Source organism: Pseudomonas amygdali, from assembly GCF_002699855.1.
GTDB classification, from domain to species: domain Bacteria; phylum Pseudomonadota; class Gammaproteobacteria; order Pseudomonadales; family Pseudomonadaceae; genus Aquipseudomonas; species Aquipseudomonas amygdali.
Genome location: NZ_LKBW01000262.1, coordinates 19207 through 43019, shown reverse-complemented (window position 1 = coordinate 43019; position 23813 = coordinate 19207). Strand labels below are relative to the sequence as shown.

Here is a 23813-nt window from a genome sequence, read left to right as displayed (position 1 = left end):
CCGAGCTGGTAAAACAAGGGCCTGCCTGACGGCAGGCCCTAACCAGCCCGAACACAAAAAAACTGATACTCCCGGTACAGAGGAACCGCTTCGCCCGGTTTCACTACGCTTTCCGCTGTGACGACCAACTGATCGGCTACCAGGCCAATCGATATTTCAAAATGCCCCCACCCCTTTGGCATGCCCTCAAACCTGCCCCCCAAACTGAAACTCGCAAGAGGATCGCGCAGCAAATCATTTGCCTGCCCACGAACAACCGCATCGCCACTCTGAATTGATCGTGTGATGTCTTCAAGACGGCTGCCTTTGGCCAGCCAGTTGAGCAAGCGAATGGCTTCAAGGACGTTGCTCTTGCCCGAAGCGTTGGCACCGATTAAAAAGGTCATGGCTGCCAGCGGAAGACTTGCACTCTCGTAACTCTTGAAGTTTTTCAGTTCAATCGAAATCAACATGCTTTCGAAACTCGCACACGCGTCATCAAGTCGTTCTCCAATAATCGATGTTGCCCAAGTGCATGGAATCCCCGCCGCCTTGAGCTTTTCATACTCAGGTCAAGAATTTAAAACTATTCCTGACATGGCAAGTCGCCAATGCTGCGAGCGCAGATTACGATTGCTCGGCTCCGTGACGCTGACTGACAGGCGCATGCTCGGCCATCAGCTCGGTAATCCAGTCAATGAACACACGCACCTTGATGCTGATATGCCGGTTCGGCGGGAATGCCACGTACATAGGCATGCTGTCCAGCTGCCAGTCTTTGAACAGCGGTATCAGGTCGCCGCGCACCTGATGCTGCCTGGCCATGTAGTCCGGTAGCCAGAGAATGCCCATTCCGGCCAGACCTGCGGCAATGTAGGCATTGCCATCATCCACCGCCAGCGCATAGCGGCCCTGCACATGGACCTTTTCACCGTCGCGGTGCATTGCGTATGGCAGCGCCTTGCTGGTGCGCGCCCACAGGTAGCCAACGATACGATGGGCAGAATCTTCAAGTTCGCGCGGGTGAACAGGCGTGCCCATTCGCGTTAGATAATACGGCGCGGCGTACACACCCAGTTGCAGGTCGCCCACCCGCCGCGCGATCAGTGACTGATCGGTTATTTCACCACCGCGCACGACGCAGTCAACATTTTCGCCAATCATGTCGACAATACGGTCGCTGACACCCATGTCGATCTGGATGTCCGGATAGCGGGCATGGAAACCAGGCAGCGCAGGCATCAACAGCATGCTGGCAAACGGGCTCGGCACGTCCACGCGCAATCGACCTCTGGGCAGCGACGTCGCGTCGGAAAGGCTGGTCTCCGCGTCATCCATGTCGGCCAGCAGCCTGACCACGCGCTCGTAATAGGCTGCGCCGTCGGCAGTCACGTTGACCTTGCGTGTGGTGCGGTTGAGCAGCCTGACCCGCAGGCGTGCCTCCAGTTGCTGCACCAGCTGCGTCACGCTGGTCTTGCTCATGTGCAGCGTGGCGGCAGCTTTGGTGAAGCTGCCTGTTTCCACCACTCGGGCAAACGCTTGCATCGCGTCAAAACGGTCCATTCTCGCCCTGCCTGTCTCGTCACGCTGGCCTGCCGGATTGTTTGGGTTCTCCAAACAGTGCTGAGTACGGTTGCTCGTTTATCGGTTCGGCGCAAGTCCCTACAGTGGCTTCACCACTGATTTCAGGTCACTCGACCCTTTGATGGAGGCACCCATGCCACACCGTGACGTCGTTTTCCCCGCTGGTCGTCAGGCGCTTTACGAGCGCAATCGCTATTCGCCCGCGGTACGTTCCAATGGTTTTCTGTTTGTTTCTGGACAAGTGGGCAGTCGCCAAGATGGCTCACCGGAGCCGGATCTCGAAAAGCAGGTGCGCCTGGCGTTCACCAACCTCAACGCCATTCTGCTGGCCGCTGGCTGCACGTTCGATGATGTGGTCGACGTGACGGTGTTCATTGTCGACCCCGAAGCGAAGTTCGAGCGTATATGGAAGGTGGTCCCGGAATTCTGGGGCAACGCGCCGCACCCGCCCCTGACGGGCGTCGGCGTCACCTGGCTTTATGGCTTTGATTTTGAAATCAAGGTGATTGCCAGGTTGCCGGAAACTGCACGCGGCTAGCCGCAGCCGGCAGCTCAGTTGCTGCGAATCGGTACCACGCGGTCGCTGGCATAAACAGCCGCGGGCTCTTCAAACTGCTGGAAGAATTTTCCGGACACCACATGATCAAGAAACTGTGCCTGGTCTTCAGTGGCGTGCAGCATCGGCGAGTAGCCATCGGCATCGGGCACTGCAAAAAGACGAGCCTTGCGTTCATGCGCCACAGCGATGAACGCTCTTTTCTCTTCGTCGGACATCGCCGAAAAGTAGTCAGACAGATTTTCCAGCGAGCGCACCGCCAAATCCTGGTCGAGCTGATCGTCATCCGTGAACATCAAATGCCAGACGAAATCGAAAGAAAGCTCAGCGAGGGCACGCATAGACGGGTTCCGTAGTGTTGAGAGACGCGAGAGTCACTGTTCACTTCAATTCGGTCAAGCGCTAAAGGATGACCTGCGTCAAGTGCAGCGCTTGAAATGGCTGAGTGTCGCTTTCGAGTCATGGATAAGGGGGGCAGGCTCAGCGGGCAATGAATGCCGGATTCTCGATCAGCAGCGCCATACCCTGCCCGCCGCCTACGCAGGCGGCGGCAATCCCGTAGCGCAGGTTTTTTTCGCGCAATTGCCGCGCCAGAGTCATGACCAGACGCAATCCGGTGGCAGCCAGCGGGTGGCCCAGGCCCAGTGAACCGCCCAGACAGTTGAGTCGTTCGTTGTCCAGTTCCAGCGTTTGTGTCACCGCCAGCATCTGGGCCGCCTGCGCTTCGTTTATTTCCAGCCGGCCAATGTCGCTCAGCGCCAGCCCGCTGCGCTGCAATAACAGCTGGATGGCAGGCGTCGGGCCAATGCCCATGAACTCCGGAGCGACGCCAATCACAGCACTGGCCAGCAGGTGCGCCAGTACCGGCCTTTGTGACTGCGAAGCGCTGCCCACCAACGCCGCTGCCGCACCATCGACCACCGCACAGCTGTTGCCTGCAGTCTGCACACCATCAGCATGAATAGCACGCAAACGGGATAAAGCCGCCAGGGTGGTTGCTCGCGGATGGCTGTCCTGTGTGACCGTTTCAACCCCTCGCGGCAACTCGATGCCGCGCGGCTGATACCCCTCCAGCTCAAAGCGCTGGCTGTTGACCGGCACAATTTCGCCAGCCCATTGGCCGCCAAGCTGCGATTGCAGTGCGCGCTGATGGCTGAGCAATGCATAACCGTCGACGGCTTCACGGCTCAAGCCGTAACGTTTTGCAAGATTGTCCGCCGTAGCGATCATGTCCATTGCCGGTGCCGGGTCGTACAACGCTTCCCAGAGAAAGTCCTTGGACTGCACGGCACCGCCCAGCGGGAAACCGTCACGATGGGTATAGGCCGCAATCGGGTTGCGCGACATCGATTCGGCAGCAACGCACAGCGCCATCTGCCCGCCTTCGCTCGCATGCTGAGCGGCCTGACGCAACAGTTCAAGACCTGTGGCGCAGATGCGTTGCACGCCCAGCGCCGGAACGCTTTGCGCGACGCCGCTGTAGAGGCCGATATGCCGGGGCAGCAGGTACGCATCGAAACTGGCTTGCGCCATTGAGCCAGCCAGTACACTGTCAACCTGATCAGGCTGAATGGCAGCACGCGCCAGAACCTCACGACCGACCTTTATACCCAGATCGATGGGTGAAATATGCCCCAGAGCGCCGCCCAGATCGACCCACGGCGTGCGCACTGCGTCGACAATGGCCACGTCGCTGAACGCCAGATATTGCCCGCCGCTGCTCATGCCGTCGGCTCGGCACTGATTTTGTCCGGGGACTGATCACGATAAAGCGCTTCGACTATTTCTGCCCGCCACTGCAGCACCGCACGCTGGTTGATAGACCCCTTATCGGTGATTTCGCCACGATCAATAGACGCGGGTTCGTCAAGCAGCACGATCCACTCCAGACGGCTGGCATTGCCATTCGCACCTTGATTCAGGCGGGTCAGCCATTCGCCAAACCACGCACGTACCGGCGCACTGGCCAACACCTGCGCATCAGAGGCCTGCGCATCCAGCCCGGCCAATTGGCGACATTCATGCAACCTTGGAAACACCAGCGCACCCAGGCATTCACGATCAGGCTGGGTGATGACCACATCCTGCACGTACGGCGAGCCTTCCAGCACGGCGCGGTTGCGCATGGGGCCGACACTTACAAACACGCCGGACGACAGTTTGAAGTCCTCGGCAAGACGCCCGTCGAACATCAGGCCCAGCTCGGGCGCCGCAGGATCGGCGAGCTTGATCGCATCGCCGGAGCAATAAAAACCGTTTTCGTCGAACACGTCGGCAGTCTGCTGCGGCGAGCGCCAGTAGCCGGGCATGATGTGCGGACCGCGGAAACGGCCTTCCAGCTTGCCGTCCACCGGCACCAGACACACTTCGCAACCGGGCGCAGGCAAGCCGATATAGCCAGCCATCGACAGCGGTCCGGTGGTGAACGTGCAGGAAGGCGCAGCCTCGGTCATGCCCAACCCCGCCATCATGCGAATCCGTTCGCCACAATGCTGCTCGGCGACACGGTCAAGGCGATCCCAGATACTTTGCGACAGGCCGGCTGCGGCGAAGAAGAACAGTTTCATGCGCGAGAAGAATCGCTCACGCAGTTCGGCGTCCTGCTCCAGCGCGTTGACCAGCTCTTCCCAGCCCTTGGGCACGGTCAGGTAGGCCGTCGGCGAGATTTCCTTAAGGTTGCGTAGGGTTTCGGCAAAACCCTGGACGGTCGGTTTGCCGTTGTCCAGATAGAACGTGCCACCGTTGTACAACACGATACCGAGGTTATGGCTGCCGCCGAAGGTGTGATTCCACGGTAGCCAGTCGACCAGCACGGGCGGCTCTTCGCCGAACACCGGAAATGTCTGCAGCAGCATCTGCTGATTGGCACACAGCATGCGCTGCGTGGTCACTACGGCCTTGGGCAGTTTGGTCGAGCCCGAGGTGAACAGGAACTTGGCGATACTGTCCGGACCACTGGCCAGAAAAGCCGCCTCGGCTTCACGGCCGCCAGGCTGATCGAACAGGCTGGCGAAGCTCAGTGGACGCCTGCCAGCGAGTTGGCCGCGTACAGTGATGATCGGCGTATCCGCTGGAATGACCGCATCAATGGCGCGCTGAAACGGCGCGGCTTCGCTGACAAACACCAGCCCTGGCTGCACCACTTCGCAAACATGCCGCAGCTTGGCGAAATCCTGGGACATGACTGAATACGCTGGCGATACCGGGCAATAGGGAATCCCCGCGTACATGGCACCCAATGCAAGCTGCAAATGCTCGATGTCGTTACCCGAGAGCAGCGCCAACGGCCGCTCGGCGGAGAGGCCATACGCCAGAAGGCTCTGCGCGATGGCGCGCACGTCTGTGAGCATGTCGGCGTAACTGACCTTGCGCCAGCCACCACGGCTGTCGCGGGCGGCAATAAAGGTTTGCTGCGGACGGATGCTGGCCCAGTACACCAATCGGTCGAGCAAGCGATCGGGCAATTGCGCCAGTGGTTCCAGAGCGCGCATATGCAAAATGCCCTGCTCTTCCCGCACCTCGATGGGCGGATGACCGATGGAGACCTGGCGATAGCGTGGTGAGCTATCTTCACTGTGCAGCGTTGATGATCTGATATCGGAACTCACGTGCGTTCTCTCCATCAAGGTACGCAGACACCCAACGGCTTGCAGCGGTTCGGGCGGGGCGTAGCAGCACAGGCTGCAGCCTTGTTATTGTTATGCCTGACTTGCTGGCGACACGGTCTTTTGCAACATCGGTGACGCCAGCGCCGGAGGATTCAGATCGGGTAGTGCCGCGGCCCGTTTTGCAAGGTCACCCAGCGCAACTGAGTAAAATGCTCGACAGAAGCCTTGCCACCGAAACTGCCATACCCGCTGGACTTGACCCCGCCAAAGGGCATTTGCGCCTCGTCGTGCACAGTCGGTCCGTTGATGTGGCAGATACCCGACTCGACCCGCTGCGCAAGCGCCAGAGCGCGGCTGGTGTCGCGACTGAAAATTGCCGCCGAGAGGCCGAATTCCGAATCATTGGCCAGCCGCAATAACGCCTCGTCACCTTCGCCACGGATCACCACAGCCACCGGCCCGAAGGAATCTTCGCGGTACAGGCGCATGGTGTCAGTCACGCCATCGAGCAACGTCGGTTGCAGAATGCTGCCCTGTAACTGCCCGCCAATCACCAGCGTTGCGCCCAGATCCACAGCGTCATCGATCAACGCCTTGATGCGCGTGCCAGCCCCGACGTCTACCAGCGACCCCAGCACCGATTCACTGTCATCCGGGTTGCCGGCACGCAACGTTTCGATCTTGGCGCTCAGTTTTGCAACAAAGGCATCCGCCACCTTCCGATCAATGATCAACCGTTCGGTGGACATGCAGATCTGGCCCTGATTGAAATAGGCACCAAATGCGGCCGCTTCCACCGCCGCGTCCAGATCAGCGTCGTCCAGCACCAGAAACGGTGCCTTGCCGCCCAGTTCAAGCAGTGCCGGTTTCAGATGGCGTGCCGAGAGCTCACCGACGATACGCCCCACATGGGTCGAACCGGTGAAATTGACTCGACGCACGGCCGGGTTGGCGATCAGACGCTCGACAATCGCCGCAGCATCGGCAGGCGCATTGCTGATCACGTTGACGACACCGTCGCCCAGCCCGGCATCCTGCAATACCTGACCGATCAGCCGATGCACTGCAGGGCTGAGCTCCGATGCCTTGAGCACCACGGTGTTACCGCAGGCAAGCGGCATGGCGATGGCGCGGGTAGCAAGAATCACCGGCGCATTCCACGGTGCGATGCCGAGCACCACGCCGCAGGGTTGGCGCAGCGCCATGGCAAAGCTGCCGGGCACATTGGAGGGAATGACTTCACCGGTAATCTGCGTGGTCATCGACGCAGCTTCGCGCAGCATGCTGGCGGCCAGTTGTACGTTGAAGCCATACCAGTTGGCCATCGCCCCGGTTTCGCCAGCGGCAGCGATAAATTCGCCACTGCGCGCCTGCAACTGCTCGGCAGCCTTGAGCAGGCGCGCTCGGCGCTCGCCGGGTGCCAGCGCCGCCCAGGCAGGGAACGCAGCCTGAGCAGCCGCGACTGCTGCATCGGCATCTTCCAGGGTCGCTGCGGCCACACGCGAAACCACTTCGCCAGTCACCGGGTTACAGCGTTCAAATGTACGTCCATCATGGGCGGGGCACGACTGGCCGCCGATCAGCAGGGGCACGTCCAGCATGATCATTCCTCTTTGTTATTGTTGTTCAAGGGCTGCCTCGAACCTTGCAATGCAAGCCTCAAGTCAAAGCCTTACGCGTGCAGCTGCCATCTACCGCTTATAAGCTTCCAACCCTGGTTTGATGCTCTTGTCGTCGAGGAATTGCTTCATGCCTTGCTCGCGCCCGCCTTCCTTGTCCAGCAGTCGTGACTGATCGAGTTTGGCATACAGGTAGTCTTCGTTCTGCTCCCAGGTCAGTTCGCGGCAGCGCTTGAAGCCGTGCTTGGCGGCGCGCAGTACCACCGGGTTCTTTTCCAGCAGGTTGAGGGCCAGGTCGATGGTCACCTGACGCAGTTGTGCCAGCGGCACGCTCTCATTGACGAGCCCCATTTCAGCGGCTTTCTTACCATCGAAGGTCTTGCCGGTCATGATGTAGTAAAGCGACTGGCGATGACCCACGGTATCGGCCATAGCCTTGCTCACCAGGTTGCCAGGCGGAATGCCCCAGTTGATTTCCGACAGCCCGAAGGTCGCTTCATCGGCGCAGATCGCCAGGTCACATGCCACCAGCGGGCTGAAGCCCCCGCCGAAACACCAGCCGTTGACCATTGCGATGGTCGGTTTGGCGTACATGCGCAACATCTTCCATTGCCACTGGGAGGCCTCGCGACGGATTTTTTCCTGAAGAATCTCCGGTCCGGCGTCCACCTCACGAAAGTACTCCTTGAGGTCCATGCCGGCAGTCCAGGCCTCGCCCGCACCGGTCAACACCAGAACACCTGCGTCGGGATCCTGCTCGAGTGTTTCCAGCACATCGATCATTTCACGGTTCAGGGTCGGGCTCATGGCATTGCGCTTTTCAGGCCGATTGAGTATGACCCACGCGATGCCTTGCTCAATTTCGACCTTGACGGTTGCCCAGCGACCTTCGTACTTGCTCATGGCGATACTCTCTTGCTCTTGGCTTGACGATAGCTCAAAGCTAAACGGCAAATATAGTTATGTCAATTAACTGTTATATTTATTAATCAAAAAGTCGGCACTCTGCCTGCACAGGCTGGTCACAGTGACGTATACCCCATAGCTATCGTTCGCTAACCTCGGCAAACTGATCGGCTGATTGACCCACCCCATCAAAAGGACTGCACTTTCAATGGCCAAGCCATCCGACATTGCCGACATTTGCCAGGCCTCCGCACAGGTTGCCGAAGCAGCTTTGCCAACGGATTCTGCGCTGGATGATCTGATCGGTTATGCCATGCGCCGGGCACAGCTCAAGCTGTTCCAGAACCTGATCGGACGTCTTTCCGCCCACGACCTGCGTCCGGCGCAGTTTTCGGCGCTGGCGATCATCGAGCAAAACCCGGGCCTTATGCAGGCAGACCTGGCCAAGGCGCTGGCTATCGAACCGCCCCAGGTCGTACCGTTGCTGAACAAGCTCGAAGAACGTGCACTGGCCGTGCGGGTTCGCTGCAAGCCAGACAAACGCTCGTATGGCATCTTCCTCAGCAAGAGCGGCGAGACATTGCTGCGCGAACTGAAACAGATCGCCGCCGACAGTGACCTCGATTCCACTTCGGCGCTGGATAACCAGGAACGTCAGGACCTGCTCAGGCTGTTGAAAAAGGTCTACCATTCGTAAAAATCCGTCATCAACGGCGATTTTTGCCGTCGATGACGGGCTGATTACCAGAGTGGCAAGCTGTACTGAACAATAAAGCGCGTCTGGTTTTCATCGCGAAAGGCGGCGCCTGCGGGGAAGTCGTTGCGATAGATCGACTTGCGCGCCAGCAGGCCGATATTCTTCAGCGGGCCGCTCTGAACGACGTAGCCCAGCTCCATCTGAAACTCACGCTCCTTGCGATTATCGGCATTGAAAGCGGCCAGTTCGATGTTGTCGCCGCGCACATAACGCAGGCGACTGCGTAACCCGACAAGCCCCACGGCAGTGAAGTCATAGTCGTAAATGGCTTGCCAGGTACGCTCCCTGGCATTGAGAAAGTCAGAACTCATGGTCATCTCGCTCAAACCCATCAGTTCGGTGCCCGATACATAGGGTGTAGCGGTATCGCCGCTCGAATGCATATAACCAAGGCTGACGCTGTGCCCTCCCCACTTGTAACCCAACAGCGCCGACAGGTTCTGGTTATCCACGTCTCCGGCTTTCGCGCTGCCCGTGTCGCTACTGAAAAAGCTGCGCAGATCAGTGGTAAGCACGCCATCGCCGATTGCCAGTTTGTGTAGTAGCGCGAGCGTGTTCTGAGTATAAAGATCAGCCACTTCAGCGTGATACGCGCGTATGCTGAGCTCCTTGTTGACCTGATAGTCGCCCCCGGCATAGGCCATGTGCGATGACGTTGCTGCACCATTGAAGCGCCGGTTCGGCGAAGCGATGGTCATTGCCTGATAGTTGCTGGAATCGCGCTTGTTGACCCGATCAATATAGCCGGCATTGAAGGTCAAGCCGTCGATGTCCTTTGAGGTCAGCGTCGTGCCCCGAAAAGTCTGCGGCAACAGGCGTGAGGGGCTGGCGAAAGCAAACGGCAGAAAAATCGACACGTCGCCAGTCTTGATTGTGGTTTCGCGGAATTTAAGCTTGCCGGTCAGCGCCAGTCGGGAATACTCGTCAGCAGCCCGTCCGTCACTGGCCGATATCGGCAATAGCTCGGTACCGCTGCGGTCTGGCGAAGAATCAAGCTTTACACCCACCAGCGTTCGCGCATCAAGACCGAAGCCCACCGGTCCTTCTGTGAAGCCGGATTCGGCGTTGATAATGAACCCCTGCGCCCACTCCCGCGTGGCTGTTTTGGCACCATCGTCCTTGTAATCACGGTCCATATAATAATTGCGCAGCGTCAAGGTGCCGTGGCTGTCCTTCAGAAACCCCTGAGCCTGTGCGAGGTCAGGTACAGCGCTGACGCCCAGCAGGCCCAGCGCGAGACCGCAATTTTTTCCACGGAAAAAGAGAGTTGACACAGCTTTTGCTGCACCACGAGTGAGCGTTGGCATGTTGGATGTCCACTTATTGTTGTTGTTTTTGGATTCGGTCCGGCGCTGGCCGCAGGTCCGTGGAAGGAGAATTGGAGGATTTCGTATCGACGTCAATCCAGAGTGACCGATAATCGAACATTAATAATGTTAACTACTTGACTACCACTCTTTAAATACCTCCCTAACTAAATGTTTTAAAAAGACTAATTCGTGCTTTTATTGAATTCTTGGTCCGGATTCATTTTTTAGTTATTTTTGTTACCTTGATCAGCACCTGTCACAACGCCTCGTCGGCGCTCGGGAACAGGCTTTTCTCCACAACAAAAACAACAATGAGGCTTGCCATGAACAGTTCGTTGCGTCGTTCGACGCTGACCATCATCTTGTGTTTTATCGTCGCACTCATCGAAGGTTTCGACCTGCAGGCTGCCGGGACGGCGGCGGCGGGACTTCGTCAAAGCTTTGCCCTTGACCCGAAAATGATGGGCTGGGTATTCAGCGCAGGGATCATCGGGCTGCTGCCGGGCGCTTTTTTTGGCGGCTGGATTGCGGATAGCATCGGCCGCAAGAAGATTCTGGTAAGCGCAGTACTGCTGTTCGGGGTCTTCTCGCTGAGCACTGCTTATGTCGAAAGCTTTTCTGCCCTGTTGCTGGTGCGCTTCATGACCGGCCTGGGGCTGGGGGCTGCGCTGCCCAACCTGATCGCCTTGTGCGCCGAAGCTGTCGGCGAACGCCATCGCGGGCTCGCCATCAGCGTCATGTATGCAGGCGTTCCGCTGGGCGGAGCCCTGGCTGCGGTGGTCGCGATGTTTACCAGCGAGCACTGGCAGACAACTTTCATCATCGGTGGTCTGGTGCCACTGCTGGTGGTCCCGTTGATGATCCTGTTACTGCCCGAATCCAGTGCCTTTAAACAGCAGACGACTGCCAGCGCTGCCCGGCATTCAAGCGCCAGCGCACTGTTCGGCGAAGGCAGCGCTCGCACGACACTGGCCTTGTGGGTCGGCTACTTTTTTACCCTGACCGTCATGTACATGCTGCTCAACTGGCTGCCGTCGCTGTTGATCGGCCAGGGTTTCAGCAAACCTCAGGCGGGCCTGGTGCAGATGCTGTTCAATATTGGCGGCGCGCTGGGCTCGCTACTGGGCGGGCTGTTGCTGGATCGCTGCAACGGCACCAAGGTCGTGCTGTTCGTCTACGCCGGTTTGCTGGCTGCGTTGGCGGGCGTGGGCGTGTCGGTCGGCATCGTGCCGATGGCAATTGCCGGGTTTGCTGCCGGGGTATTTGTCATGGCCGCGCAACTGGTGCTGTATGCGCTGGCCCCTCCTTCGTACCCGACTTCGGTACGTGCCACCGGTGTCGGCGCTGCGGTAGCCATCGGCCGCCTCGGCTCTGTGGCCGGCCCTTTGGCTGCCGGGCATCTGCTCGGAGCCGGTGCGGGAACCGCTGGCGTACTGTTGGCCACCTCACCCGGCCTGGTGATTGCCGCACTGGCGGCGATCACGGTGCTGTCCAGGTCGGTCGCCCTCGAGAAGCGTGAACTCAAGGTTGCAGAGTCGAGGTGATCAGGTCGCTATGTCCATCGTCATGCACAAGTCTTGAAGAGCCCGAAAACATAGCTGAAATCCCGATACTTCTCGCTCCCACGCTCCGCGTGGTAATGCATTTCGTGACGCTCTGCGTCACATTGCAGCCGTGACGCATCATTCAATTCGGCCCGAGATACAGGCAGCACCAAAGCCTGAGACTGCTTCGCCCTTGATACCGCGCAAGGCTGCAGATTTGTGACGCGGAGCGTCACCCAATGCATGCCAACGCGGAGCATTGGCACGATAGTCAGCTGGACTCATGTGTAACGCCGAGCACTCCGCGTAGCGCCGCGAACTGCACGCTACGCATTGGCCGATCGCTATACGACGAGTAATGCCTTACAGCTTGTGCAGAAAATTCAGCACCAGCTTGTTGCCTTCGGTGCGGTTTTCCGCACCCTGCTCGAAGTAGCTGTTGACCGTCAGGACGTTCTCCTTGCTAAAGGCGTACAGGAAGCCGGGGCCGATGGCCCAGACTTTTTCCTTGCGGCCACTGACATCATGGCCATCCACCTGGGTGTCCGTGAACTGCTTGAGCCAGTAGCCGTTGAGCCCCAGCGAAAGCTGTTCGGTCACTGCGTATTGCACGGTCAGGTTGGCATGCAGCGCCTGGCCCGCCTGAGTGTCGGAGACATTGCCGAACCCGGCTTGCGGGTCGTCATTCTTGCCGTTCCACAAGTACATGAAACGCCCGCTGGCCGACCATTTCGGGGAAAACCAGTAAGTCGCTGCGTAGTATGGGTTGAACGACCAGAAGTTGCTGCCGGGGTTGATCGAACGATTGCGATTGTAGGCACCAACCGGGATCGCAATATCCGTCTCGATACGCTGGGTCAACAGTGGGCTACCGTCAGCACGAGTTATCGTCGGTAACTGAAGAAACGGGCCGATGATCACATCGCCAAACCCTGCGCGCGAACTCAGCACGGTGTTATCCAGACCATCGTCCACGTCGACATGCGCCAGCGACGTGTTGATTGCGGTAATACCCGGCATCGCGCCATTGGCCAAAGGCTGGCCGACGTAAATGAGCTGCGTGGTCACGGCCAGTACATCCACATCCTGTTTGGAAAGTTGCAGTTTGTCGCCATTCACGTCATTGAAGCGATCGGCCCTGGCGTAGTTCAGGTACTCCTCCAGATACCAGCCTGGCCCTGCCGGGGCTGGCGATCCGTCGTAGAAGCTGGTGTTGCCCAGATTAAGGCCGGGCAAGTCATAGGCATAGGCGGTCGATGAAAGGCCGATGATTGATACGGTCGCAACGGTACGCAAGATAGACTTGGGCATCTTGTGATTCCTGTACTTATTGTTGTTGTTTTCAATATCCCCGACGCCACGAGCGTGCCATCGGGGTTGCACCGCTTGCAGCCATTACACGTAAGAAGCTGCCAGCCCTCCGTCTACCGGCAAGTTGACACCGTTGATCCAGCGCGATGCGTCGGAACACAGAAACGCAATCACCTCGGCCACCTCATCAGCCAGCGCAGGACGCTTCATGTGCAAGCCGTCACGGGTGACCCGCTCCTGGCCGACCATGCTGACAAAATCCCCCAGAATAGGTGTGAACACCGGGCCCGGCGCGACGCAGTTGACACGCAACGACTGCTCGCGAAACCACTCTTGCGACTGCTGAAAGCTCCAGACAATCAGCGCCTCCTTGAAGTACTGGTAGCAGGTCTCCTGAGCGACCGGATTGGCTGCCAGCCACGCCTGCCCTTCGCTGTAGCTTTCAGTGGCGGCCAGCGCCTTGTGCAACTCCAGCCGTTTAACCCATTGGTCACCGAGTATCGACGATACGTTGACGATACTGCCGCCTGGGGCCATGCGCGGCAGCAAACACTGGGTCAGATGGCGCAGCCCCAGGTAATTGACTCGGGCGACCGCCTGAACCGGCGCAGTGCCGGGCACGCCGGCGATGTTGCACAGGGCGTCGATCTGTCTGGGCAAGCGCTCGACCAGCGCATTGATACTGTCAGGATCAGCCAGGTCCGCCTGGAAGAATCCGTCCACGGTCAGTTGCGGTTCATGAAGATCGATGCCAATCACTCTGGCACCTTGAAAGCGCGCCACCCTCGCCAGCTCAGCGCCAATTCCGGAGGACACACCCGTAATGATCAGTGTTTTATTATTCAGGTTCATAGTCACGCGCTCTTATTGTTGTTGGATCACGTTTTGTCGTTGCATCACATCACTACTTGCAATAAAGCATGGAAGCCCAGGCACCCTCAGAATGGGTAGGTCGGAGCCTGATTCTTCACGGTCACCCACTGCCACTGGCTGTACTCCTCCCAGTCTGAAGGGCTGCCTGCGCTGCAGCCGTTGCCCGACGCTCCGCGCCCGCCGAACGAGTTGATGCACTCATCGGCCACGGTCTGGTCATTGATGTGCAGCATGCCGCACCGCAGTCGATCGCCAATCGCCGTCGCGCGGCCCACATTCGGGGAAATAACGGCAGCGGCCAGGCCATATTCAGAGCGATTGGCCAGTTCAATGGCTTCCTCATCGGTGGAAAAACTGACCACTACGGCCACCGGGCCAAAAATCTCCTCCTCGAATGCACGCATACCGGGCTTCACGCCGCTGAGCACTGTAGGGCGATAGAACAGGCCCTCGTATTCACCACCGTTTTCCAGCTGCGCACCAGCTTGCAGGCTGTCGCTGACCACCTGGTGTACGTGCTGCAACTGGCGTTTGTTGATCAGCGGCCCCAACGCAGCTTCACCGCGTGCCGCATTACCGACCGTCAACGCCCGTGCCTTGCCTGCCAGCTTGCGGGTCAGGTCGGCGACAATCGATTCGTGAACCAGAATCAGGCCGGTGGCCATGCAGATCTGCCCCTGATGGAGCCAGGCTCCAAACGCTGCATTGCTGGCAGCCAGATCAAGGTCGGCGTCTTCGAGAATGATCAGGGGGTTCTTGCCTCCCAATTCCAGCGACACTTTCTTCAGATTGCGCCCGGCAGCCTCGGCAACTTTGCGTCCGGCCGCAGTTGATCCGGTAAACGTGATCATCTGTACATTGGTGTCGCGGCACAGCGCTTCGCCCGCATCCGCCGCCCCCGGCAACACATGCAACAGCCCTTTGGGCAGCCCTGCTTCCTCGAACAGCCTGGCAATCAGAAAACCGCCACTGATCGGCGTCTGCGGGTCAGGCTTGAGCACCACGGCATTGCCAGCGGCAAGCGCAGGAGCAACCGAGCGCATGGACAGCACCAACGGAAAGTTGAACGGCGAAATCACCCCCACCACACCGTGTGCGACGCGCCGTGCATAAGACAGGCGACCGGCAGCGCTGGGCAGCATCAGACCGTGACCATGAGCCTGCGAAAGCATACCCGCGGCCTGGCGCAGCAACACAATGGCCTCATTCACTTCGTGCTGGCCCTTGTGCAGACTGCCGCCGCTCTCCCGAGCCACGTACAAAGCCAGTTCATCGAACGCACAGACCGCGTGATCGGCGGCCAGCAAAAATATTTCAGCCTTTTCACGAGGCCCCAGCGCCGCCCAGGCAGGCTGGGCAAGCGCAGCTTCCCGGCAGGCAACGGCGATATCCGCCGCGTCAGCCATGGCAGTGTTCATCAACAGCTCGCCGGTCGCAGGCTCGATGACGGGCAATAACGGGGATGAGGAAGGAATCCAGTCGCCATTGAATACACATTCGGCTTCAATCGCGCGGTGCAACAGGGGGGTGCCATCAGACGCTGACATATTCAGACTCCGGCTTTTATGGTTGTAATCGCCTGCTCCACTCCAATGGACAGCACGCGCCGTAAACAGGCCTGAGCAAAGCCTGTGCCGGGATTGCAATCAGGTTGTCATATAGCCGCTCAACCGCTCTGGAACAAGACTTTTCGGCAACCTCATTAACGGAGCAAACATCAAGGACCGGAAATACTGCGCGGCCGAGCTTGTTCATTTGATAAAGTTATGTTTATTAACCAAGTCATGAATTGATCATTTAGACCAATGCCGGGCCGAGGTACAAGAATGAGAATTCCTCACTGCGAGCTTCCCGACCACAGCGTCTCCACTGAGCACTTCCTGCCTCGGGGCGACAGTAGTCAGCCAGACGCCAGTGGCTCACCGACCGCCGAGGAATTGACCGGTTGCCTGTTCTTCTCGCCTGACGATGGGCGCATCTGGCTCAACGATCAGCGCATTTTGCTGCTGCACACCTCATCGTTCGGCACCTTGCGCCGCGAGATCATCGAGCGTCTGGGGCAGGAGCAGGCACGCGGAATGTTCACCCGTGCCGGTTATCTGTCTGGCGCGCGCGACGCCCGGCTGATTCGCGAACGCTGGCCACTGGCTGATGCAACATCGGCGTTTCGTGCCGGTACGCACTTGCACACGCTGGAAGGCATGACCAAGGTCGAGCCGTTGCACTTCAAGTTCGACGCCGAGTCCGGGTTCTACGAAGGGGAGTTTCTGTGGCACCACTCCTGCGAAGCCGACGAGCATGTTGCGGCATATAGCATCGGGCAGGATTCGGTGTGCTGGACCGAAATCGGCTACGCCATCGGTTTTGTCAGCGGCCTGTTCGGGCAGATGGTGGTCTTCCGCTAAGTGGAGTGCCGCGGCATGGGCCACGCGAACTGCCGGGTCGTTGGCAAGACCGCGGAACAATGGGGCGACGTCGAGCGCGACCTGGGCTACCTGAACGTGGTCAAACCACCTGCCCCTGAACAAACTCCTTCACTGGCAAAAGCGAACCATGACGCAAGTCCGCCCACCGGCACCGAGCAGCCGCTGATTGGTGCCAGCGCCGCATTCAACGCCGCCACCCAGGCACTGCAGCGTGTGGCAATGACCCCGGCAACGGTATTGATCAGCGGTGAATCCGGCGTCGGCAAGGAAATGTTCGCCCGCCAGTTGCACCAGCTCAGCCGCAACCGCGAAGGCCCGTTCGTGGCGCTCAACTGCGCAGCCATTCCCGATAACCTGATCGAGGCCGAGCTGTTCGGTGTCGAGCGTGGGGCATACACCGGGGCGACGCACTCAAGGCCCGGGCGTTTCGAGCGCGCCAATGGCGGCACGCTGTTTCTGGATGAAATTACCTCCCTGAGCCTGGCCGGGCAAAGCAAACTGCTGCGTGCCCTGCAGGAGCGGGAGATCGAACGCGTCGGGGGCGGCCACGGCATCAAGGTCGATGTTCGGGTGGTGGCGGCGACCAACGTCGACTTGCGCAAGGCGGTGGCCGATGGCGAGTTCCGCGAGGACCTGTTCTACCGCCTGAATGTTTACCCGATCACCCTGCCCCCATTGCGCGAACGCCGCGATGACATTCCGTTGCTGATCAACGCTTTTCTCAAAAGATTCTGTCAGGAGTACGGCAGGACGCCGGCCGGCTTGACCATGCGAGCATTGAAGACGTTGCTGCGTTATGACTTCGCCGGGAATGTGCGCGAGCTGCAGAACCTGATCGAGCGTGGGCTGATTGCCAGCGACGAGGGCCAGGCGATTGATCTGGTGCATATCTTCCGCAACGAGTCGTTACCGGAGGACTCCTACTCGTTGAACCCCGAGGGCACGTTGCGGCAGACTTCTGTTTCAGAAACCCGGCAGGCATCGACTGCCAGACTGCTGGACACTTTGGGGCAGTCAGGCCAGGCATTCTCCATCGACGACCTCGAACAGCGCCTGATCCACGAAGCGCTGGACGAGAGCGAAGGCAACCTGGCGGCCGCCTCGCGTTTACTGGGCCTGAGTCGCGCCCAGCTTGCCTATCGCCTGAAAAAACGCAGCCAGGGGGCGCCTAGATCGGCAAGGTGCTCACCACACGCAGGGCAAGCCCTTCGTAGGCATCCAGCGTGATGGTGAACTCGCCCTGATCGGTCAGATCGCCCTCGACCCGCTCGTTGATGATATCGACCACCGGACCCGGCGCGATGCCAGGCAGGTGCAGCGTTTCGACAATAGTCTCTGAGCTGAAGTTGAGCGCGGTGATCTGCGTGCCCTTGCCGGCAGGCAACTCGTGCACCATGACCAACAGCCCTGGATGCTCGACGTCGGGAATCAGAATCTGGCGGCTTGCTGCAATGTCGTAGGCGCGGCGCACAGCAAGAATTTTCTTGAGCTGCGAGGCAAACGAGTCAGGTCGCTGGAGCTGACTGACCAGGCTGCCATACAGCGTCTTCGGACGCGGCATGTCACCAGCAGAAAATTCAGCTTCCGGGTCCAGATCCACCAGATCGTAGGCACCCCGATGAATCCAGCGCGTGTCACCGTCCTGCATCAGGTGGTCGACCTGCTCTGCCGGTAACGTCAAGGCGCCGACCAGGTCCCAGCCCGACAAGGCAAACACGCCAGGCTGCATGGCGTTGTACATCACCAGCAGCAGGTGGATGTGCTGGATCTGCTGAATGTCTGCATCGCTGATCGTGCTCAGGTCGCGAATGCCCAGCGCGGCGGTGATGATGCTGGCCGTTGTGCAGGAGACACCATTGGTGACGAACTTGAGGTTATACGGCGCGTGTTCACCGGACAACTTCTCGTACATCTCTTCACGGATGTGCTCGCGCAGGATATTACCCGGGAACGTCTGCCCCTGGTAATGGAAGGTGTCATGGGCGTGCAGCGTCCAGAAATGCACCAGCTCCAGAGTCAGCTCATCGTGATTCTGCAAGGCATGGATCAGCGATGCCGGATCAATGCCGTACGCATGCACCTGGCGCAGCATCAAGCGCAGGAACTCGGTGGTGCCGGTCAACAGTGCATGCTGATAGGCCGGTCGCGTGAGGAAGTCGTAGGACAGGTCAGCGCCGCCCTGCCCCATGGACGCGATGTCATCGATGGTCAGGTTGAGTTCCTGGAAGCTGAAACCGCCTGCCTTGCGGATCGCACCGGCCAGTAGCTGGTTGCCGGTGATCGACAGCGGATGGCTTTCCGACCAGGCAGTGCCTTCGGCGCGACGCTCCACGCCAAGGAAGCCGTTGGCGTCCAGACGCAGTACCCGCGCGCCCATCACATCAATGGCATGCAGCGCGTCACCGATGATCATCTGCTGCGCGGCAAAACTTGGGTCCAGCCAGTTCAATGAAGGCTGACCGTCCTTGAAATAATGCAGATAGACCCAGCGGCGAGCCTTGCCATCGACGCCATGCACCACGTCGGTGGCGCTCCAGTCGGTTTCCTTGACGCCAGGCTCGAAGAAAATCACCCGTTGCAACTGACCGACGATGTAATGCTTGTCGCGTAACTGATCGACCACATCGGGCATCAGGTTGACGGCGTCGCGACCGGTCGGCACTTCAGGTAACAGCGGCCAGTCTTCCTCACGGATCTCGACCATGTGGAACAGGCCTGGGTAATCCTCGTACGCCAGCTCGGCAAGACGGAAGTCTGCGCCCTTGCCGGTGTGCGACGGGATGATGTCATCGATGATCACCGCGTTGTGCGCTGCAGCGATGCGCGACAGGCTCAACAGTTGTGCTTCGGTGCCCAGATCAGGGTCGATGCCGAAACTGATGCGGTCGAAGTTGCCATCGATACTCGGAGTCCGCTCGCGGCCTTTCAGCCCGCCGGACAGCTTCAGCGGGCCGTTGTGAATGCCCTGAATGCCGATCTCCGACAGCGCGTGCCACAGGGTTTCATCACCCAGCGCTTCCAGCACCGACCCACCTTCGCGAGTGACGATAGAAGCCGGATAGGCGGTGAACCAGACTGACGCAATGGCGGATGCATCTCTGGGACGTGCAAGGGCGAAAGGACGCTGCCAGAGCCTGCCCTGCCCCGAATAGGTCTTGGCGCGCTGTCTTGCGGCATTAAGCATCGATTGCTCGACCAGCCAGTCCACGTACTGCTTGTCCGGTATCGTCATAGCGTCCAGTCTTCCTCTCGAATCGGCGACCTGAGACGCTCCGCAGGCGGAGCGCCCTGAATGTATTGCTTACGGATATGAGCCCAAAGGGCCCGATTCGTTGCATTCATGTCGCGGTCTGACGCTCGCCGACCGTGCTATGACGAAGTTTTGCGGCATCAATAAGGTTGAGGGATGGCAACAGGAGGCTTTTTCAGTGCCTGAATCACCGCATTGGCGGCATTGGAAAGCAGCGAGGCCGGCCGCGCCACCACACTGATGTGCCGCATCACGGTCAGCGGCAGCGGAATCGACTCCAGCTCACGGAAGCGCCCGTTCAACAACGCCCTGGGCAGAATCGAAATGCAATGGCGCTTGGCGACCAGATCCAGAAGTGTGTCCAGACAGGTCAGTTCGCCGCGTTGACTGAGCCGCACCTGCGCCGATGCCAGCTGCTGGTGCAAACGCTCGACCCCGGGATGCCGCCAGGCCACGTAACGTGACACCTGCGAAAGCTCGGCGAAGCTTTGCGGCGTTGCCTGTTTGCTGCGCGCCGCCACCAGCACGTAATGGTCCGACCAGCAATGATGCTCGAGATAATGCTCATTCAGGACAGTACCGGGCAGGATGAGGATGTCGGCTACTTCCTTTATCAACGCGTCCAGCGATGGGTTTTGTTCGGAGCGGTGCAGCACGTTCAAGTGAATATCGGGGTAGTGATGGGCGAGAAAGTCCAGCGAGGCGCTCAGGCTGGTCTCGAGGATATGCGAGTGGTAATGAATGGTTACGCTGCCGCTGACCCCATTTTTTTTAGTTGTTCGAGTGTGGCCATGATGTTTCCGAGGGTCTGGTTGATGACCTTGCCTTCAGGGGTGAGGGTGCAGCCCGTACGGCTGCGAATGAACAGGCGTTTTTCAAAGAAGTCTTCGACTTCCTTGATGGCATAGCTGATGTTCGACTGGCTGCAGCCCAGAATGGCTGCGGCCTCCGAGAACGAACCGTGCTGGGCAACGGTTTGAACGACTTTGAAGAAATGGGTTTTCATGTGTCCTGCACTCTGGTTTTGCAAAGGTGGGTGCGGCCCTGCCGCTGAGCCGAAGGCTCGGGAATACAGGAAACCCCCGCTGAAACACCGAACTGGCCGGGATATCGGCCGTTCGAATAAATGTCTCAAGCGGGGGTAAAGCGAACGCTGGCTATCAGGTTGAAGGCGTGGCTATGCACATTTCGGGTGCACGGCGTCTTCAGGGGTATCCGCAGCGGAACTGAGTGGCTCAGTCGTTCTCGGTCCAGTCGAAATCCATTTGCAGCGCCGTGCGTTCGGCCAATTCACGACTGTGCAGGCGCTCTACCAGGTGAAGACTCATGTCGATACCGGCGGAGATACCTGCCGATGTCACAAATGAGCCCTCGTCGACCCAGCGCAGGGTGCTGAGCACGTCTACCGAAGGGAACATTTCCTTGAGGTCGTCAATGTCTTCCCAGTGCGTGGTTACTTGCTTGCCTGCCAGCTTGCCGGTCCTGGCCAACAGAAAAGCACCGGTGCACACGGCAGCCACAACGCGCCCGGGTTCTGACTGATCGCTGATCCAGTGAATCACGTCGGGTTTTTCCAGTTCGGCAGTCACGACCCCGCCCGGGACGATCAGGCAGTCGATGGCCGGATGGTCGTTGATCGAAAAGTCCGGATCGACCTTGAGCCCGGCGCGGGCACGCACTGGTGCAGTGCTGCGCCCGATGGTGAACACATTGAACAACTGCCGGTCATCGCGGCTGTTGCGAGCATGCATGCGTGTTGCGGTGGTGAACACTTCGTAGGGGCCAGCGAAGTCGAGAACCTCGACGTCGTCATAAACGTAGATACCGATATTGAGTGGCACGAGTTGGCTCCAGGGCCTGCATGGCAGACCACTTGCATCATATTAAGGTTTAAGCAGTTTCAAGCGGTGACAGGGTGCAGATTACCCAGTAGCATCACGCCAAACTACTGGCTGAAATGCCAATATCCGGTAACATCGCGCCATGAAAAATCATCTCGTTGTCGCACTCATCTACAACCAGTTGTGCACCTTCGAATTTGGCTGCACGGTCGAAGTATTTGCGCTGAAAAGACCTGAACTGGGGGTCAACTGGTACGAATTCGCGACCTTCCCGGTCGACGATGGGCCGATCACCGCCGCCGGGGGCATTACCATCGTGCCAACGCCTGGCGAAGTGCTGCTGGAGAATGCCGATACAATCATCGTGCCAGGCTGGCGCGGAGTGGAGTCCGCAGTTCCGCAGCGGCTCATCGAACAGCTCCAGGCTGCTCATGCACGCGGCGCGCGGATCTGCTCGATCTGTACAGGCGCTTTCGTTCTGGCCGCGGCCGGTTTGCTCGACGGGCACAAGGTCACCACCCACTGGCGCTACACCGACCTGCTGGCAACCATGTATCCGGGCCTGACCATTCAACCCAACGAACTGTATGTGGACCAAGGCACTATCGTGACAGCTGCGGGCTCGGCCGCAGGGCTGGACATGATGCTGCACCTGGTGCGCAACGATCACGGCTCGCGCGTTGCCAACATGGTGGCGCAGCGCATGGTCATCCCGCCTCATCGCGAAGGCGGGCAATCGCAATATGCGTCCCGGCAACTGGTGTCGGCCAGCGACGGGCCGATTTCCAACCTGATGGACTGGATCCGCAGCGATCTGCAGCGCCCTCACACCATCAAGGAAATGGCCTCAAGGGCGGCGCTCAGTACCCGCACCTTGCACCGCAGCTTTATGGAAAGTACCGGCCTTACGCCTTACGACTGGCTGCTCGGCGAGCGCATTGCCTACGCCAAGGAATTGCTGGAATCCTCGAAGCTGCGTCTCAACGAAGTGGTGGACCGCGCCGGTTTCGGCTCCGAAGAGTCTTTTCGCCGACACTTCCGCAATCTGGTGGGCATCAGCCCGAGCAGCTATCGCAAGCAGTTTGCCCGGGCGTGACCTCGGGCCTGGCGTAGACCGCATCGACAAGCGTATCGGCAAACTCACCCCACGCGCCCGCAACAGCCGTGTTGGTCAGGACGACCATGCTGAGCGCAGAAACCGGATCAACCCAGTAATGACTGCCATACAAGCCGCACCACGACCAGGTCCCGACACCCTGTTGCTGCCCCCGCACCGCAGCGGGATCGGCAAGGATCATCGGCCCCAGGCCGAACTTCCAGCCAGGCCCCCGACTGGCAATGGTTATGCTTCCAATCGCGTTATTCAGCAAGCGCTCGGTACTGACGGCGCTCAATAACGGCGCGCCCCCCAGACGCAGGCACTCAAGCAGCCGAAGATAGTCATCAGCCGTGCCCAGCATGCCTGCCCCGCCAGATTCATATGCGCCAGCGTCGCGAGCCCGAGCCGACGACAACAGCGCCTGTCCGCTGTCGAGCAACAACACATCATTGGCACCGATACGCTGCGGGCCGTTGACACTGTCCTTGTAGGCGCTGGCCAGCGTTAGTTGCTGGTCGTGCCTGAAGGAAGTCGCATCCATGCGTAAAGGCAGGGTGACCCACTTGGCAACAGCCTCTGACAACGGCATGCCGGTGGCCTGTTCAATCACTGCGCCCAGCACATCAGTGCCCAACGAGTAACCCCAGGCGCTACCCGGCTCAAACAACAGTGGCAGGCGCGCCAACCGGGTCAGGTTTTCCGGTAGATCGAACGGCACCCAATCCAGCCCGTCCGACACCCCTGCCCGCTCATAGGCATTACCGGGCGTTTGTTCGAAGCCGTAGCTCAAGCCGCAAGTGTGCGACAGCAAATGCTGCAGTGTGATGACAGGCTCACGGCCGCTGACCAGCCGTGGGCGAAAGGCTGGCAGCCAGTCCGTTACCGAGGCTTGCAGGTTCAGGGTGCCCAGTTCGCAGAGCCGCAACACCAGCACCGAGGTCAACAGCTTGGTCAGTGACGCCAGACGAAAGCGCGTACTGCGAGTGACCGGAATCTGTTGCTCGCGATCTGCCCAGCCGAGTGCGCTGGCGTAAACCAGGCGTCCCTGCCGGGCCAGCAACAGCACCCCGCCAACGATCCGACGCTGGTCGATGAAGCGTTGCCAGACCTTATCGACACGCTGCACGGCGGGCTCATTCAAGGCAATCAT

The 23813-nt window shown here is 59.3% G+C and carries 19 protein-coding genes and 2 pseudogenes; 5 read left to right on the top strand and 16 right to left on the bottom strand.

All coding sequences use genetic code 11. The annotated features are described in order from the left end of the window. Positions 1-71 precede the first annotated feature (71 nt). Both AO277_RS16480 and AO277_RS16475 read right to left on the bottom strand, forming a co-directional pair. Positions 72-452: pseudogene (locus tag AO277_RS16480) on the bottom strand (AAA family ATPase); the annotation flags it as partial. 154 nt (positions 453-606) lie between these two features. After that, a complete protein-coding gene (locus tag AO277_RS16475) occupies positions 607-1542 on the bottom strand; it encodes a LysR family transcriptional regulator (RefSeq protein ID WP_002553459.1) in 936 nt (311 codons plus the stop codon). A gap of 154 nt (positions 1543-1696) precedes the next feature. Between AO277_RS16475 and AO277_RS16470 the strand changes: the two genes are divergently transcribed. Beyond that, entirely contained in the window at positions 1697-2101 is a 405-nt protein-coding gene (locus AO277_RS16470) for a RidA family protein (protein ID WP_044318351.1), read from the top strand. Between the two features lie 14 nt (positions 2102-2115). On the opposite strand, the gene AO277_RS16465 is transcribed toward AO277_RS16470, so the two are convergent. The 5 genes from AO277_RS16465 to AO277_RS16445 all read right to left on the bottom strand — a co-directional run bounded on the left by AO277_RS16465 (position 2116) and on the right by AO277_RS16445 (position 8249). Beyond that, positions 2116-2460: a hypothetical protein gene (locus AO277_RS16465; protein WP_002553457.1), complete on the bottom strand. Its 345-nt coding sequence runs from the start codon at positions 2458-2460 to the stop codon at positions 2116-2118. Positions 2461-2599: 139 nt separating this feature from the next. Next, on the bottom strand, positions 2600-3844 hold the full coding sequence (locus tag AO277_RS16460) for a thiolase family protein (RefSeq protein WP_044318350.1): 1245 nt from the start codon (positions 3842-3844) through the stop codon (positions 2600-2602). After that, positions 3841-5727, bottom strand: coding sequence for a feruloyl-CoA synthase (locus AO277_RS16455; protein ID WP_044318349.1), 1887 nt, complete (start codon positions 5725-5727; stop codon positions 3841-3843). The genes AO277_RS16460 and AO277_RS16455 overlap by 4 nt, the downstream gene beginning before the upstream one ends. Before the next feature lie 152 nt (positions 5728-5879). After that, positions 5880-7328, bottom strand: coding sequence for an aldehyde dehydrogenase (locus tag AO277_RS16450; RefSeq protein ID WP_044318357.1), 1449 nt, complete (start codon positions 7326-7328; stop codon positions 5880-5882). Positions 7329-7418: 90 nt separating this feature from the next. Beyond that, positions 7419-8249: a p-hydroxycinnamoyl CoA hydratase/lyase gene (locus tag AO277_RS16445; protein WP_002553454.1), complete on the bottom strand. Its 831-nt coding sequence runs from the start codon at positions 8247-8249 to the stop codon at positions 7419-7421. A gap of 211 nt (positions 8250-8460) precedes the next feature. On the opposite strand from AO277_RS16445, the gene AO277_RS16440 reads away from it, so the two are divergent. Continuing rightward, on the top strand, positions 8461-8949 hold the full coding sequence (locus AO277_RS16440; protein ID WP_002553453.1) for a MarR family winged helix-turn-helix transcriptional regulator: 489 nt from the start codon (positions 8461-8463) through the stop codon (positions 8947-8949). A 44-nt stretch (positions 8950-8993) separates the two neighbouring features. Here the strand turns inward: AO277_RS16440 and AO277_RS16435 are convergent, their stop codons facing one another. Then, entirely contained in the window at positions 8994-10316 is a 1323-nt protein-coding gene (locus AO277_RS16435; RefSeq protein WP_044318348.1) for an OprD family porin, read from the bottom strand. A 326-nt stretch (positions 10317-10642) separates the two neighbouring features. On the opposite strand from AO277_RS16435, the gene mhpT reads away from it, so the two are divergent. After that, positions 10643-11863: a 3-(3-hydroxy-phenyl)propionate transporter MhpT gene (mhpT, locus tag AO277_RS16430; protein WP_044318347.1), complete on the top strand. Its 1221-nt coding sequence runs from the start codon at positions 10643-10645 to the stop codon at positions 11861-11863. Between the two features lie 363 nt (positions 11864-12226). Here mhpT and AO277_RS16420 read toward each other — a convergent pair whose 3' ends face one another. From AO277_RS16420 to AO277_RS16410, 3 genes are all read right to left on the bottom strand, one after another. Then, positions 12227-13174 (bottom strand): SphA family protein, encoded by a 948-nt coding sequence (locus AO277_RS16420; RefSeq protein WP_044318346.1) that lies wholly within the window; start codon positions 13172-13174, stop codon positions 12227-12229. Between the two features lie 84 nt (positions 13175-13258). Continuing rightward, entirely contained in the window at positions 13259-14026 is a 768-nt protein-coding gene (locus AO277_RS16415; RefSeq protein WP_044318345.1) for a coniferyl-alcohol dehydrogenase, read from the bottom strand. Positions 14027-14112: 86 nt separating this feature from the next. After that, the gene (locus AO277_RS16410) at positions 14113-15594 is read right to left on the bottom strand and encodes a benzaldehyde dehydrogenase (RefSeq protein ID WP_044318344.1); all 1482 of its coding nucleotides are present in this window, start codon (positions 15592-15594) and stop codon (positions 14113-14115) included. A gap of 279 nt (positions 15595-15873) precedes the next feature. Between AO277_RS16410 and AO277_RS16405 the strand changes: the two are divergent. Further along, positions 15874-17700, top strand: a pseudogene (locus AO277_RS16405) (sigma 54-interacting transcriptional regulator). Here the strand turns inward: AO277_RS16405 and treS are convergent. The 4 genes from treS to AO277_RS16385 form a co-directional block, all read right to left on the bottom strand. Continuing rightward, positions 17642-19705, bottom strand: a complete 2064-nt coding sequence (gene treS / locus AO277_RS16400; protein WP_044318343.1) for a maltose alpha-D-glucosyltransferase — start codon at positions 19703-19705, stop codon at positions 17642-17644. The pseudogene AO277_RS16405 and the gene treS sit on opposite strands and share 59 nt — an antisense overlap. Positions 19706-19863: 158 nt before the next feature. Next, a complete protein-coding gene (locus AO277_RS16395) occupies positions 19864-20433 on the bottom strand; it encodes a LysR substrate-binding domain-containing protein (protein ID WP_230848522.1) in 570 nt (189 codons plus the stop codon). 35 nt (positions 20434-20468) lie between these two features. Continuing rightward, complete coding sequence (locus AO277_RS16390; RefSeq protein WP_002553444.1) at positions 20469-20729, bottom strand: LysR family transcriptional regulator; 261 nt, start codon at positions 20727-20729, stop codon at positions 20469-20471. Between the two features lie 229 nt (positions 20730-20958). Beyond that, positions 20959-21564, bottom strand: coding sequence for a DJ-1/PfpI family protein (locus tag AO277_RS16385; RefSeq protein ID WP_005734627.1), 606 nt, complete (start codon positions 21562-21564; stop codon positions 20959-20961). Positions 21565-21706: 142 nt separating this feature from the next. Between AO277_RS16385 and ftrA the strand changes: the two genes are divergently transcribed. Next, positions 21707-22660: a transcriptional regulator FtrA gene (gene ftrA / locus AO277_RS16380; RefSeq protein WP_002553443.1), complete on the top strand. Its 954-nt coding sequence runs from the start codon at positions 21707-21709 to the stop codon at positions 22658-22660. Here ftrA and AO277_RS16375 read toward each other — a convergent pair. Next, positions 22620-23813, bottom strand: coding sequence for a serine hydrolase domain-containing protein (locus AO277_RS16375; RefSeq protein ID WP_044318342.1), 1194 nt, complete (start codon positions 23811-23813; stop codon positions 22620-22622). The genes ftrA and AO277_RS16375 overlap by 41 nt on opposite strands.